The sequence below is a fragment of the Shinella sp. R2-11 genome, assembly GCF_055330205.1.
In genome coordinates, this window is record NZ_JBVAPC010000004.1 from 236,417 (window position 1) to 249,494 (window position 13,078).

13 protein-coding genes are annotated in these 13,078 nt (G+C 64.3%); 5 read left to right on the forward strand and 8 right to left on the reverse strand.

The window, feature by feature from the left end; all coding sequences use genetic code 11:
* Positions 1-88: 88 nt before the first annotated feature.
* The 3 genes from mmsB to chvE form a co-directional block, all read right to left on the reverse strand.
* Positions 89-1,390, reverse strand: coding sequence for a multiple monosaccharide ABC transporter permease (gene mmsB, locus ACZ1A1_RS12995; RefSeq protein WP_463620273.1), 1,302 nt, complete (start codon positions 1,388-1,390; stop codon positions 89-91).
* Positions 1,390-2,925, reverse strand: a complete 1,536-nt coding sequence (gene mmsA, locus ACZ1A1_RS13000; RefSeq protein ID WP_463620274.1) for a multiple monosaccharide ABC transporter ATP-binding protein — start codon at positions 2,923-2,925, stop codon at positions 1,390-1,392. The genes mmsB and mmsA overlap by 1 nt, the downstream gene beginning before the upstream one ends.
* Before the next feature lie 121 nt (positions 2,926-3,046).
* Positions 3,047-4,120: a multiple monosaccharide ABC transporter substrate-binding protein gene (gene chvE / locus ACZ1A1_RS13005; protein WP_463620275.1), complete on the reverse strand. Its 1,074-nt coding sequence runs from the start codon at positions 4,118-4,120 to the stop codon at positions 3,047-3,049.
* A gap of 256 nt (positions 4,121-4,376) precedes the next feature.
* On the opposite strand from chvE, the gene ACZ1A1_RS13010 reads away from it, so the two are divergent.
* Both ACZ1A1_RS13010 and ACZ1A1_RS13015 read left to right on the forward strand, forming a co-directional pair.
* Positions 4,377-5,384, forward strand: coding sequence for a LysR family transcriptional regulator (locus ACZ1A1_RS13010; RefSeq protein WP_313193575.1), 1,008 nt, complete (start codon positions 4,377-4,379; stop codon positions 5,382-5,384).
* Positions 5,385-5,408: 24 nt separating this feature from the next.
* Complete coding sequence (locus tag ACZ1A1_RS13015) at positions 5,409-5,879, forward strand: hypothetical protein (RefSeq protein ID WP_463620276.1); 471 nt, start codon at positions 5,409-5,411, stop codon at positions 5,877-5,879.
* On the opposite strand, the gene ACZ1A1_RS13020 is transcribed toward ACZ1A1_RS13015, so the two are convergent.
* The 5 genes from ACZ1A1_RS13020 to ACZ1A1_RS13040 form a co-directional block, all read right to left on the reverse strand.
* Positions 5,876-6,112, reverse strand: a complete 237-nt coding sequence (locus tag ACZ1A1_RS13020; RefSeq protein ID WP_460928402.1) for a hypothetical protein — start codon at positions 6,110-6,112, stop codon at positions 5,876-5,878. The two genes, ACZ1A1_RS13015 and ACZ1A1_RS13020, sit on opposite strands and share 4 nt — an antisense overlap.
* A 63-nt stretch (positions 6,113-6,175) precedes the next feature.
* A complete protein-coding gene (locus ACZ1A1_RS13025) occupies positions 6,176-6,970 on the reverse strand; it encodes a 3-methyl-2-oxobutanoate hydroxymethyltransferase (RefSeq protein ID WP_463620277.1) in 795 nt (264 codons plus the stop codon).
* A 10-nt stretch (positions 6,971-6,980) separates the two neighbouring features.
* The gene (locus ACZ1A1_RS13030; RefSeq protein WP_463620278.1) at positions 6,981-8,204 is read right to left on the reverse strand and encodes an NAD(P)/FAD-dependent oxidoreductase; all 1,224 of its coding nucleotides are present in this window, start codon (positions 8,202-8,204) and stop codon (positions 6,981-6,983) included.
* A 73-nt stretch (positions 8,205-8,277) separates the two neighbouring features.
* The gene (locus ACZ1A1_RS13035; RefSeq protein ID WP_119256909.1) at positions 8,278-8,592 is read right to left on the reverse strand and encodes a MocE family 2Fe-2S type ferredoxin; all 315 of its coding nucleotides are present in this window, start codon (positions 8,590-8,592) and stop codon (positions 8,278-8,280) included.
* Positions 8,593-8,616: 24 nt separating this feature from the next.
* Entirely contained in the window at positions 8,617-9,702 is a 1,086-nt protein-coding gene (locus tag ACZ1A1_RS13040) for a fatty acid desaturase family protein (protein ID WP_463620279.1), read from the reverse strand.
* Between the two features lie 162 nt (positions 9,703-9,864).
* On the opposite strand from ACZ1A1_RS13040, the gene ACZ1A1_RS13045 reads away from it, so the two are divergent.
* The 3 genes from ACZ1A1_RS13045 to ACZ1A1_RS13055 all read left to right on the forward strand — a co-directional run bounded on the left by ACZ1A1_RS13045 (position 9,865) and on the right by ACZ1A1_RS13055 (position 13,057).
* Positions 9,865-10,896 (forward strand): LacI family DNA-binding transcriptional regulator, encoded by a 1,032-nt coding sequence (locus ACZ1A1_RS13045; RefSeq protein WP_234186604.1) that lies wholly within the window; start codon positions 9,865-9,867, stop codon positions 10,894-10,896.
* Between the two features lie 162 nt (positions 10,897-11,058).
* Complete coding sequence (locus ACZ1A1_RS13050) at positions 11,059-11,871, forward strand: TIM barrel protein (RefSeq protein WP_463620280.1); 813 nt, start codon at positions 11,059-11,061, stop codon at positions 11,869-11,871.
* A 256-nt stretch (positions 11,872-12,127) separates the two neighbouring features.
* On the forward strand, positions 12,128-13,057 hold the full coding sequence (locus tag ACZ1A1_RS13055) for a sugar ABC transporter substrate-binding protein (RefSeq protein WP_463620281.1): 930 nt from the start codon (positions 12,128-12,130) through the stop codon (positions 13,055-13,057).
* Positions 13,058-13,078: the final 21 nt, after the last annotated feature.

Consider the following 13,078-nt stretch of genomic DNA (forward strand, 5'->3'; position numbering starts at 1 on the left):
GCACTTGCGGCGGACGAAGGTCCCCGCTCTGGCCGCGCCGGCGGCCGGTCAAACACGCTTGCGATGGGGCGGCCGGCCGGTTACCCGGTCAGCCCTTGTTCTTGTTGTAGACGTCGAAGAACACGGCAGCGAGCAGCACCAGGCCCTTGACGAGCTGCTGGTAGTCGATGCCAAGGCCCATGATCGACATGCCGTTGTTCATCACGCCCATGATGAAGGCGCCGATGACCGCGCCGGTGATCTTGCCGACGCCGCCCGAGGCCGAGGCACCGCCGATGAAGCAGGCCGCGATGACGTCCAGCTCGAAGCCGACGCCGGCCTTCGGCGTCGCCGAGTTGAGGCGGGCCGCGATGATCATGCCGGCGAGCGCCGCAAGTGCGCCCATGTTGACGAAGGTGTAGAAGGTCAGCCGCTCGGTGTTGATACCCGAGAGCTTCGCCGCTTTCTCGTTGCCGCCCATGGCGTAGATGCGCCGGCCGATAGTCGTACGCGTGGTGACGAAGGTATAGAGCGCAATCAGCAACGCCATCACGATCAGCACATTGGGAAAACCGCGATAGGTCGAAAGCTGGAAGCCAAGGAAAATCGCGACTGCGCCGATGATGACCATTTGAAGCACGAAGAAGCTCAGCGGCTCGTTCTCGGTATTGTGGCTCCGATTTACGGCGCGAGAACGCAGACCACTATAAACCATAAACGCAACGGCGATGAGGACGACAACCAACGCAAAGAGATTGTTGATCGTCCACTCTGCAAAAACGAACTGCGGACTAGGCCACTGCAACTGCCATCCGTCACCAGTCATCAGGGGCTGCTGAAACTGGAGCCACGGCGCAGAGAAGGAGAAGGGCGTCAGGAAACCGAGCAGGTCCGGAACGAAACCTGTCGAAAGCAGCTGAAAATCCTTCGGAAAAGGCCCGACTGGCCGGTTCTGCAGAATGACGTAAGTCAGGCCTCGGAAAACGAGCATCCCGGCAAGCGTCACGATAAAGGACGGGACCTTCTGGTACGCGACCCAGTATCCTTGAGCCGCGCCGACGACACCCCCGAGCACAAGGCATAGCGGGACCACGATGGAATAATGAACACCCCACTTGACCAGCATGATAGCCGACAGTCCGCCGGTAAGGGCGACAATCGATCCTACAGACAGGTCAATATGCCCGGCCACGATGATCAACAGCATACCCAGCGCCATAATGACGATGAAGGAATTCTGTAGAACGAGATTGGTGATGTTAACCGGCCGGAAGAGCACGCCTCCCGTAATGATCTGGAAGAAGATCATGATAACGACCAATGCGATCAGAAGACCGTAGTCGCGGATATTGTTTCTCAGATAAGCGCCGAGAGAGGGGGCAGCGGCTGCAACGCTGGTTTCGGTGACCATTAGTGTTTCTCCCCGGAGCGCATGATGGCGCGCATGATGGATTCCTGGCTCGCTTCTGCTTTGGAAAGTTCTGCGACGATGCGCCCTTCGTTCATGACGTAGACGCGATCGCAGGTTCCCAGAAGTTCGGGCATTTCTGACGAAATCATCAGAATTCCTTTTCCTTCCGTAGCAAGCTGATTGATTATGCTATAGATTTCATACTTCGCGCCGACATCGATGCCGCGCGTGGGTTCATCAAGGATCAAAACGTCCGGATCGGTGAAGAGCCACTTCGACAACACCACCTTCTGCTGGTTACCGCCAGAAAGATTGACCGTCTCCTGATAGATCGAGTGGGAACGGATGCGCAGCCTCGAGCGATAATCGCTCGCGACCTTGCGCTCCTCATGACCGTTGATCACGCCGCTACTGGCGACGGCATTGAGGTTGGCGAGCGTCGTGTTGTGCATGATATTGTCGATGAGTACGAGACCGAGATGCTTGCGGTCTTCCGTCACATAGGCAAGGCCGGCGTCGATGGCCTTCGGGATCGTGCTGACGTCGACGGGCTTTCCGCGCATGGCGACGTCGCCGGTGATCTTGTGGCCCCAGCTCCTGCCGAAGAGGCTCATCGCCGTCTCGGTGCGCCCTGCCCCCATGAGGCCGGCAATGCCGACCACCTCGCCGGCACGCACCGTGAAGCTCACGTCGTGCAGGAACTGCCGGTCGCGGTGGTGCTGGTGGAAGACGTTCCAGTTCTTCACCTCCAGCAGCGTCTCGCCGATCTTCGGCTCGCGCGGGGGGTAGCGGTCTTCCATCTCGCGGCCGACCATGCCCTTGATGATGCGGTCTTCCGAGATGTCCTCGTTGTGGCAGTCCAGCGTCTCCACCGTGCCGCCGTCGCGCAGGATGGTGATCTGGTCGGCGACCTTTTTGATCTCGTTCAGCTTGTGCGAGATGATGATCGAGGTCATGCCCTGCGTACGGAATTCCGTGAGCAGCTTCAGGAGCGCGTCGGAATCCTTCTCGTTGAGCGAGGCCGTCGGCTCGTCCAGGATGAGCAGGCGCACCTTCTTCGACAGCGCCTTGGCGATCTCGACGAGCTGCTGCTTGCCGACGCCGATGTCCGTGATCAGCGTGCCCGGCGGCTCCCTGAGGCCGACCTTGTCGAGCAGTTCCTGCGTGCGGCGGAACGCCTGCTTCCAGTCGATGATGCCGTTGGTCGCGACCTCGTTGCCGAGGAAGATGTTTTCGGCGATCGAGAGCAGCGGCACCAGCGCCAGCTCCTGATGGATGATGATGATGCCCAGATGCTCGCTGTCGGAGATCGTGGAGAAGCGGCGAACCTCGCCGTCGAAATGGATTTCGCCCTCGTAGGAGCCGGCGGGATAGACGCCGCTCAACACTTTCATGAGGGTGGACTTGCCGGCGCCATTCTCGCCCACGAGGGCATGGATTTCGCCTTCGCGGACCTTCAGGTTGACGTTGTCGAGCGCTTTCACGCCCGGGAACGTCTTCGTGATGCCACGCATTTCCAGAAGGGTCTTGCTCATTTACCAGTTTCCAGCGGCCGTTCGCCACCTCGCGGCGGCGAAAGCGAGCCTATTCGCTCTGCGATCCGGATAAAAGAGGGTTCGCGCGAAACGCGCGAACCCCGGGGAATGTGGGAAGCGATCAGTTCTTGAGCTGGTCGGCCGTGTAGTAGGCCGAGTCCTCGACGAGGATCTTCTCGGCATTGGACTTGTCGACGGCGACCGGCTTCAGCAGGTAGGACGGAACGACCTTGACGCCGTTGTCATAGGTCTTGGTGTCGTTCACTTCCGGCTCCTTGCCTTCCAGGATCGCGTTGACCATGCCGACGGTGACCTTGGCAAGTTCGCGCGTGTCCTTGAAGACCGTCGAGTACTGCTCGTCGGCGAGGATCGACTTGACGGAGGGGAGTTCGGCGTCCTGGCCGGTGACGATGGCCATCGGCTGGTCGCCCGAGCCGTAGCCGACGCCCTTCAGTGCCGAGATGATGCCGATGGAAAGACCGTCATAGGGCGAAAGAACGCCATCGACGCGGCCATCGGTGTAGGTCGAGGAGAGCAGGTTCTCCATGCGGGCCTGCGCGACGGCGCCGTCCCAGCGCAGCGTACCGACGGTTTCCATGCCGGTCTGGCCCGACTTGATGACGATGTCGCCGCTGTCGACCAGCGGCTGGATGACCGACATTGCGCCGTCATAGAAGAAGAAGGCGTTGTTGTCGTCCGGCGAGCCGCCGAAGAGCTCGACGTTCCACGGCTTGGTGTCCGGGAACTTCGCCTTCAGGCCATCGACGAGGCTGGTGGCCTGCAGGACGCCGACCTGGAAGTTGTCGAAGGTGGCGTAGTAGTCGACATTGCCCGAATCGCGGATCAGGCGGTCATAGGCGATGACCTTGACGCCGGCATCGGCAGCCTTCTGCAGGATGTCGGAAAGCGTCGTGCCGTCGATGGCGCCGATGACGAGGACCTTGGCGCCCTTGGTGACCATGTTTTCGATCTGGGCGAGCTGGTTCGGAATATCGTCGTCGGCGAACTGCAGGTCCGGCGTGTAGCCGGCGTCCTTGAACAGCTTTTCCATCGTCTCGCCGTCAGAGATCCAGCGGGTCGAGGTCTTGGTGGGCATGGAGATGCCGACCATGCCCTTGTCCTGGGCGAAGGACGGCGCCACGAACGACGCGACGCTGATGGCAGCGGCGGCGAGAAGCGAAGTGATCATTTTCATTGAAAGGTCTCTCCCTTGTGCGCACTGGCTGTAATTGCAGCCAGGCATTGTTCCATGCGCGGCAGGGTCGCATTCAGGCGACGCCTGGAAACGGCCGGGCAAAAGCCCGCCGATCCCCACTCCCAAGGACCCCAGCGCACATTGGCGCAAGGTCTACCGAATTGCCATAACTGTCAAATGCAATGAGCTTCTAAATCGATATCAAATTTGATATGCAGTGAGCGAAATATATTACTTTTTACCGATCGGAGAAACCATGCGTTCGCACGGCGAGAGCGAGGATCAGTTTTTTGCCGGCGAGAGCTTCGACAACCTGCAGGGTGTGGCGCTGCTGCGCAGCGGCCTGAAGCTCAGCCACCTGCGCATGATCGTCGCCATCGAGGAGCACAAGCAGGTGAGCGCGGCCGCCGATGCGCTGAACATCTCCCAGCCCGCCGCCTCGCGCATGCTGACGGAAATGGAGATGATCCTCAAGGCGCAGCTCTGCGAGCGCGTCTCGCGGGGCGTCGCCCTCACCGCCTTCGGCCGGGCCTTCGCGCGCCGCGCCCGCACCATCCTGCTCGAACTGCGCGAGGTCGACCGCGAGCTTTCGGCGCTCAAATCCGGCACCGGCGGCTCGGTCTTCCTCGGCTCCGTGACGGCGCCGGCCATCAGCCTTGCCGTGCCGGCGATCCAGCAGGTCAGCGCCGCCTATCCCGGCATCGAGGTGAATGTGCGCGTGGAGACGAGCAACGTGCTCGCCCGCGAGCTGCTGGCCGCCCAGCAGGATTTCATCATCGCCCGCGTGCCGGACGACCTCAACCCGCGGCTCTTCAACGTCACGGAGATCGGCATCGAGAAGGCCTGTCTCATCGTCCGCAAGGGACACCCCCTTGCGGACAAGCCGGTCGTCGGCCTTGCCGACCTGCCGCATTACGACTGGGTGTTCCAGCCCTCGGGCACGCTGCTGCGGCGGCGCATCGAGGAGCTGTTCCTCGCCGCCGGCGTGCCGCTTCCCTCCACCGTGGTCAACACCTCGTCCATCCTGCTCACCACCGCCATCGTCTGCGGCTCCAACGCCATCGCGCCGGTGGCCCGCGACATGGCCGACTTCGTCGCCGATGTCGGCGCGCAGGCCGGCGAGATCAGGATCCTCGACACGGATTTCGAGATCGACATCAAGCCCTACAGCCTCATCTCCGTCAAAGGCCGGGCGCTCCCGCCGAGCGCCAAACTGCTCTATGATCTCATCCTGCAACGCAGCCGGATGCTTTCGCCGGACTGATCGATCGGAGAGACCATGTTCGGCATGACCGTTTTCGAATCCGTGCTGGAGCGGCTGCGCGCCGAGGCGCGCGAGGCGGAAGAAGAGATAGCGGAAGAGCAAGGCCCCGGCCCTGTCCGTGGGCTGACGTCCGGCTTTGCCGGCCTCGGCGCGACGGGTGCCTTCATGTCCGGCTCGCAGGCCGCCGCCGCCTATCTCGACCTCTACGAGGAGCCTGCCCCGCCGGAGCCGGAAAGCCCGCCGGAAGAACCCGCCCCCGTGCCGGAGCACCTCCTGCGCATCACGCCGGAAGCGGTCGCGGAAGACCTCGCCCTTACCGGCCGCGAGGGCATCGACGACCTCGCCGCGCGCCGCCGCAGCTTCGCACGCGAAAACCATCCCGACCGCGCCCCGGCCGAGCTTCGCGCCAATGCGACGCTCCGCATGAAGATCGCCAACATGCTGATCGACGAGACGATCCGGCGGATCAATGTGGAAAGGAGCCTCGGCCTCTAGCCTTCGTTCTTCGTTTCGCCACCCTCGCCCGGCGGCTTGGCGGCCGGATCGGAGGGCTTGAAGAAGAGGATGAGGTTGGCGAAGGCATAGGCGGTCACGATGAGGAAGACCGTGCCCCAGGTCTGCTCGCCATTGTAGAATTCCACGCCGGTCCATGCGGCGCAGACCCCGACCAGAAGCAGCCGCCGCCAGAGCGGACGGTAGAACGGATGGTCGGGATCGATGAATTTCATGAACGTCTCCTCACGCCTTTGCCCGTGTACATAGGCGGTTTTCCGCCGCGAGGAAACCGGCTTTCACGCACCGAGCCGTTCGAGGAAGGCCGCAAGCTCCGCCGCCTCGATGCCGACGAGATGGCCCTTCTCAGGATAGGCGCCGGAGCGCACGTCGTCGGCATATTCGCGGAAGGCGGCGATGCGCTCCTGCTGCAGCCGGCCGTATTCGGCGGCGAAGTTGCGGTAGACCTTGGCATGGCGCGGATAGTGGCCGCGGTTCTGGCCGAGCACGTCCTCGGCGAAGAGATATTGCGCATCGCAGCCGGTTCCCGCGCCCATGGAGAGCATGACGAGCGACGTCTTCGCGCTGATCGCGGCGGCGACCTCGCCCGGCACGACCTCGATCTCGGCCGCGAAGGCTCCCGCTTCCTCCAGCGCCTTGACCTGCCGGAAGATGTCCAGCGCGCTCTCCGCCGTCTTGCCGACGGCGCGAAAACCGCCCGTCCACGTCGCCTTGGAGGGGATGAGGCCGACATGGCCGCAGACCGGGATGCCCTCCTCGCGCAGCCGCCGCACGGTCGAAAGGCCGGCCGCGCAATAGACGGCATCGCCCCCCGCCTTCATCGCCTGGAAGGCGCCGCGCAGGTAATCGTCGGCGGTGACGAAGTCGCCATATTCGAGGCCCGGGAAGGCGAAGACCGTCGGCGCGGCCTCGCGAAAGGCAGGCCCCAGCAGGGCGGGCGGCACGGAGACGAGGTCGATGCCCGCCTGCTCGGCGGCCTCCGCCTCCTCCAGCGTCACGACACGCAGCATGGTGAGCTGGCGCTTGCCCTTCATGGCTTGGAGGTCGGCGACGGTCGGTCTCTTGGTCTTCACGGGGTTCTCCTCAGGCGGCGAGCAGTTTCTTGAGCTTGGTTTCCGGCGCGGCGAGTTCTGCCGGGTCGGGATGGATGCGGGCGGCGATCAGCATTTCCGCAAGGCGGATGTCGCGGGCGACCGCACTGCCCGGCCCGATGCCGCTCGCCGCGATCAGCCGGCCCTCGCCGTCGAGATGGAAGAGGATGAAGGCCCCCTCGCCCATCTCGCGCCGCACCGTCGTCACCGCGCCGTCGGCAAGGCCGGCGATCTGGAGCGTCATGTCGTACTGGTCCGACCAGAACCACGGCACGGCCGAATGGACCTCCGCGCCGCCAAGCATGTTGGCCGCGGCAAGCTGGCCCTGCTCCTGCGCGTTGCGCCAGGATTCGAGGCGGATGCGGCGATCACCGTAAAGGGGGAGCGGATAAGACGTGCAGTCTCCCGCAGCAAAAATGTCGGGATCGGAGGTGCGCAGATGGCCGTCGACGGCAACGCCGTTGTCCACCGCAAGGCCGGCGGCCTCCGCCAGTTCCGTGTTCGGCACCGCGCCGATACCGACGACGAGGAGGCTTGCGGAAACGACGCGGCCATCCTCCAGCGCAATGCGCACCTCGCCCGGCAGGTCCTCGATCCCCGCGACCTTCGCGCCGCAGAGGATTTCCACGCCTTCGGCTATGTGCCGGTCGGCGATGATCTGGGCGATCTCGGGCGGCACGCCCCGCGTCAGCACGCGCGGCAGGCCCTCGACCAGCGTGACGGAGGCGCCGAGCTTGCGGGCGCTCGCGGCAAGTTCCAGCCCGATGAAGCCGCCGCCGAGAATGGCGACGTGGCTGCCCTCCACCAGATGCGCGCGGATGCGGGCCGCATCGTCATGGCTGCGCAGCGCCGCGATGCGGCCGCCGTGTTTCGTGCCCGGCAGCGCGCGCGGGCGCGCGCCGGTGGCCAACAGCAGCCTGTCATAGGCAACGACGGTGCCGTTCCCCAGCACGACATGCCTTGCGGCGCGGTCGATCTCGGACACCGTGCGGCCGAGCAGAAGGTCGATGCCGGCCTCGACATAGCGCTCCGCCACCGCGACGAGCTTCGGGCCGGCGCCCGCGACCAGCGCCTCCTTGGAGAGCGGCGGGCGCTCATAAGGCAGATGGGTCTCGCTGCCGATCAGGGTGATCGCGCCGTCGAAGCCCTTTTCGCGCAGCGCGAAGGCCGCGCGGGCGCCGCATTCGCCGGCACCGACGATGACGAAGCTCATCATGGCGATATCCTCTATCTCTTTGTTTCTACGCAATTCCGGACGCAAAACCGCTGCACACTTTGCTGGAATTGCTCTAGAGACCGATGAAGACGGTGCCGCCCTCGACCTTGACCGGATAGGTCTTGAGGTCGATGCAGACCGGCGCGCCCAGCGCCTCGCCGCTCTTGTAATTGAAGCGGCCGTTGTGCTTGGGACATTCGATGACGTGGTCCATCACGAGGCCGTCGGCGAGGTGGATCTTCTCGTGCGTGCAGAGCCCGTCCGTGGCGTGATAGGTGTCTTCCGGGCTGCGGTAGATCGCGAAGGTCCGGCCCGCATGGTCGAAGCGGATGACGTCCTCCTCGTCGATCTCGTCCGCCGCGCAGACCTCGATCCAGGTGTCGCTCATGGTCTCTCCTCCAGTGACTGTTGGTTATTCGGCGGCAGCAAAGGCCGGTTCCGCGTGGAGTTCTTCCTTGTAGGGCCGCGCCGTCGGCGGCAGCTCGCGCTTCAGGAAGTAGTCCTCGTTGCGAAGCTGGCGCAGGAAGGCCGGGATCATCTCCCTGTAGCCGTGCCACATCGACGGGTTCGGTTCCGGCAGGTCGTGCCTGATCATCGCATGCAGCCTCGGCAGCGCATGGTAGGGCACCATCGGGAACATGTGGTGCTCCACATGGTAATTCATGTTCCAGTAGATGAAGCGGCTGACCGGGTTCATGTAGACCGTGCGGCTGTTCAGCCGGTGGTCGATGACATTGTCGGCAAGGCCGCCGTGCTGGAGAAGGCCCGTCAGCACATGATGCCAGGCGCCGTAGAGCCGCGGCAGGCCGATCAGCATGGCCGGCAGGATCGAGCCGAACGCGAAGCAGGCGGCGATGGTCGCGACATAGATGGCGAGCCAGATGCGGGCGATGCGGATCGCCTTCGGCTGCTCGGATTCGGGAATGAAGGTCTTTTCCGCAGCGCTCATGACACCGGCCGCATTGCGCAGCATGTCGATGACGGCATGCCAGGCATCGAGAAGGCCGAAGAAGTTCAGCACGAGGCGCGCAAGATCCGGCGGGCGCATGACGGCGATTTCCGGGTCGCGGCCGACGATCACCGTATCCGTGTGGTGACGCGTATGGCTCCAGCGCCAGGTCACCGGATTGCGCATGATCATGAAGCAGGCGATCTGGTAGACCGCATTGTTCATCCACATCGTCTTGAAGGCCGTGCCGTGGCCGCATTCGTGCCAGCGGCTGTCGGAGGCCGAGCCGTAGAGCACGCCATAGACGAGGAAGAACGGCACGCAGGCCCAGGTTCCCCAGAACCACGCGCCGAGCCCGCCGGACACGACGAGACAGCCGAGCCAGATCGCGGTGTCGCGGATCGCCGGGGCGTCGCTGCGCTGCATCAGCGCCTTCATCTCCTTGCGGGGGATTTCGGTGTGGTACCATTCGGCCGCCGCAAGACCGTTGGCAACGGCGGCCTCGGCATCGCGGCCAAGAAGGCTGTAGTCCCGCTTCGTCGGCTTCATCGCTCGTTTCCTCCATGAGGGGGCGTTTCCGCTCCACGCCTCGTCCAGTGACCGAACGATAGCGCCGCTCCTTGCGTCTCTCAATCCTGCCATGATAGAATGCATCAAATTCCATCATCCGCTATCATTCGTCCTTGATGGAAAGATTTCAGGGAGGGGAAAATGGCATCGAGACCCACCATCTCGGATCTCGCCCGGGCCGCCGGCGTCAGCGTCGCGACGGTCGACCGGGTGCTGAACGGCCGCCACAAGGTCCGCGAGGAGACGGCGCGCCGGGTCTACGAGGCGGCCAATGCGATCGGCTACCATGCCATCGGCCTCATCCGGCAGCGCGTCTTCGAGGACCTGCCGCAATACCGGCTCGGCTTCAGCCTTCAGCGCCCGAGCCAGGCCTTCTACCAGAACTTCGCCCGCGAGATCGAAATCGCCTGCAATGCCTGCACGACCGCCCGCATCGTGCCGCAGGTCGACTTCATCAACGCGCAGACCCCGGCGGCGATGACGGAGATGCTGCGCCAGCTTTCCGCGCGCAACCAGGCGCTCGCCGTCGTCGCGCCGGACTATCCGGCGACGACCGCCATGGTGGAGGAACTGAAGGACCGCGGCCTGCCGCTGTTCTGCCTGCTCTCCGACTTCGCCATGGACGTGCGGCAGGGCTATATCGGCCTCAACAACATGAAGGTCGGGCGCACGGCGGCCTGGATGATCGCCAAGGGCGCGAAACGGCCGGGCAAGGTGGCGATCTTCGTCGGCAGCCACCGCTTCCACGGCCACGAGCTGCGCGAGATGGGCTTCCGCTCCTTCTTCCGCGAGAAGGGCCAGGATTTCGAGGTGCTGGACACGCTGGTCAATCTCGACACCAGCGAGATCACCCACGAGGCGACGGCGAACCTTCTCGCCCAGCATCCCGACCTCGTCGGCCTCTATGTCGCCGGCGGCGGCATGGAGGGGGCGATCTCGGCGATCCGCGAGGAAGGTTACGCCGGGCGGATCCAGCTCATCGTCAACGAGCTGACGCCCGAATCGAAGGCCGGCCTTGCCGACGACGTCGTTACCATGGCGATCAACACCCCGCTGCCGGCCCTCTGCCGCGAGCTCGTCTCGCTGATGGTCACGGCCATCGAGAAGGGCGGAAACGCCGTTCCGGGGCAGACCTTCCTACCCTTCGACATCCTCCTGCCGGAAAATATCTGACGCCGGGATGATGGTTTTCCATCACGCCTTGGCCAAATCTCTCAGCGATGAAGGCGCCCGCCGCGCCTTGGGCTTTGACGCCCGTCAAGTGCGTCCCGATCCTCATGCGTGCATGCGAGGCCGCCCTGTCGGCGGCCTCGAAGACCGGAGGACACCCATTCCATGCCGCCCCTTGATTTCGCCCTCAACCACATGACGGCCCCCGGCCTCAAGCTGGACGCCTTCTTCGCCCTTGCCGTCTCCCTCGGCATGAAGGCGGTGGAGATTCGCAACGACCTCGACGGCAACGCCATCCTCGACGGCACGACGCCGGCCGAGGTGAAGGCGCTCGCCGAGCGCCACGGCGTCACGATCATCTCGATCAACGCGCTCCAGCGCTTCAACGAGTGGACGCCCGCCCGCGCCGCCGAGGCGAAGGACCTCATCGACTATGCCAGCGCCTGCGGCGCCCGCGCGCTCGTGCTCGTGCCGAAGAACGACGGCACCGGCCAGGCCGACGGCGAGCGGCAGGCGAACCTGCGCACCGCGCTGACGGCCCTGAAACCCCTGCTCGACGCCGCCGGCATCGTCGGCCTCGTCGAGCCGCTCGGCTTCGAGATCTGCTCGCTGCGCTCCAAGCGCGAGGCGGCCGAGGCTATCCGCGCCGTCGGCGGCGAAGCGACGTTCCGCCTGGTGCACGATACGTTCCACCACCACCTTGCCGGCGAGCCCGACCTCTTCGCCGGCCTCACCGGCCTCGTGCACATTTCCGGCGTCGAGGACCCGGCGGTCTCCGTTTCCGACATGCGCGACGGCCACCGCGTCCTCGTCGGCCCGAAGGACCGTCTCGATAATGCCGGCCAGATCAAGGCCCTGCTGGCCGCCGGCTATGCCGGCTCGCTCTCCTTCGAGCCCTTCTCGCCTTCCGTCCACGACATCGCGGACCCGAAGGCCGCCGTTGCCGAAAGCGTCGCGTTCCTCAGCGCAAATATCTGAAAAGCCTCACGCCGGCGGCCCCGCCGCCGGTATTTTTTCCCCAGGACCCGGGCCTTGCCTTATCGCAGAAATGGAACGGGCTTGACGTCCCGGGCAGAAAATGGAATAAACATTCCGCAATACGGAATTCGCGGTTTGTTTATTCTGTTTTGACCTTTTGCATCCCGGGAGGAGCAAGGGGCGGGCCGTCCCGCAAGGGCCGGTCATCCGGTTGATCTGTGGTGCCGCCGGACACCATGTTGAGGAGGAGAACAACATGAAAAAATTCATTCTTGGTTCGGTGCTCGCCGTCATGATGTCCACGGCCGCCCATGCCGAAACGATCGGCGTTTCCATGGCGCTGTTCGACGACAACTTCCTGACCGTCCTGCGCAACGGCATGTCCGACTACGCCAAGACGCTCGACGGCGTCGAGCTGCAGATCGAGGACGCCCAGAACGACGTCGCCAAGCAGCAGAGCCAGGTCCAGAACTTCATCGCCTCGGGCGTCAGCGCCATCATCGTGAACCCGGTCGATACCGACGCGACCGCCGCGCTCTCCAAGGCCGCCGCCGATGCCGGCATTCCGCTGGTCTATGTCAACCGCGAGCCGGTCAACATCAACGAACTGCCGGAAAAGCAGGCCTTCGTCGCCTCCAACGAGCAGGAATCCGGCACGCTGGAAACCCAGGAAGTCTGCCGCCTGCTGAACGGCAAGGGCAAGGTCGTCGTCATGATGGGCGAGCTGTCCAACCAGGCCGCCCGCATGCGCACGCAGGACATCAAGGACGTCATCGCGACCGACGAGTGCAAGGGCCTCGAGATCGTCGAGGAGCAGACCGCCAACTGGTCGCGCACGCAGGGCTCGGACCTGATGACCAACTGGCTCTCCGCCGGCGTGGAATTCGATGCCGTCATCTCCAACAATGACGAAATGGCCATTGGCGCGATCCAGGCCCTGAAGGCCGCCGGCCGCTCGATGGACAGCGTCGTCGTCGCCGGTGTCGACGCCACGCAGGACGCGCTCGCCGCCATGGCTGCCGGCGACCTCGACGCCACCGTGTTCCAGGATGCCGCCGGCCAGGGCAAGGGCTCGGTCGACGCCGCGCTGAAGCTCGCCAAGGGCGAGAAGGTGGATACCAAGGTCTACATCCCCTTCCAGCTCGTGACCCCGGCGAACATCGCCGACTTCCAGGCGAAGAACTGACCGGCTCGCCGGCAAACGAAA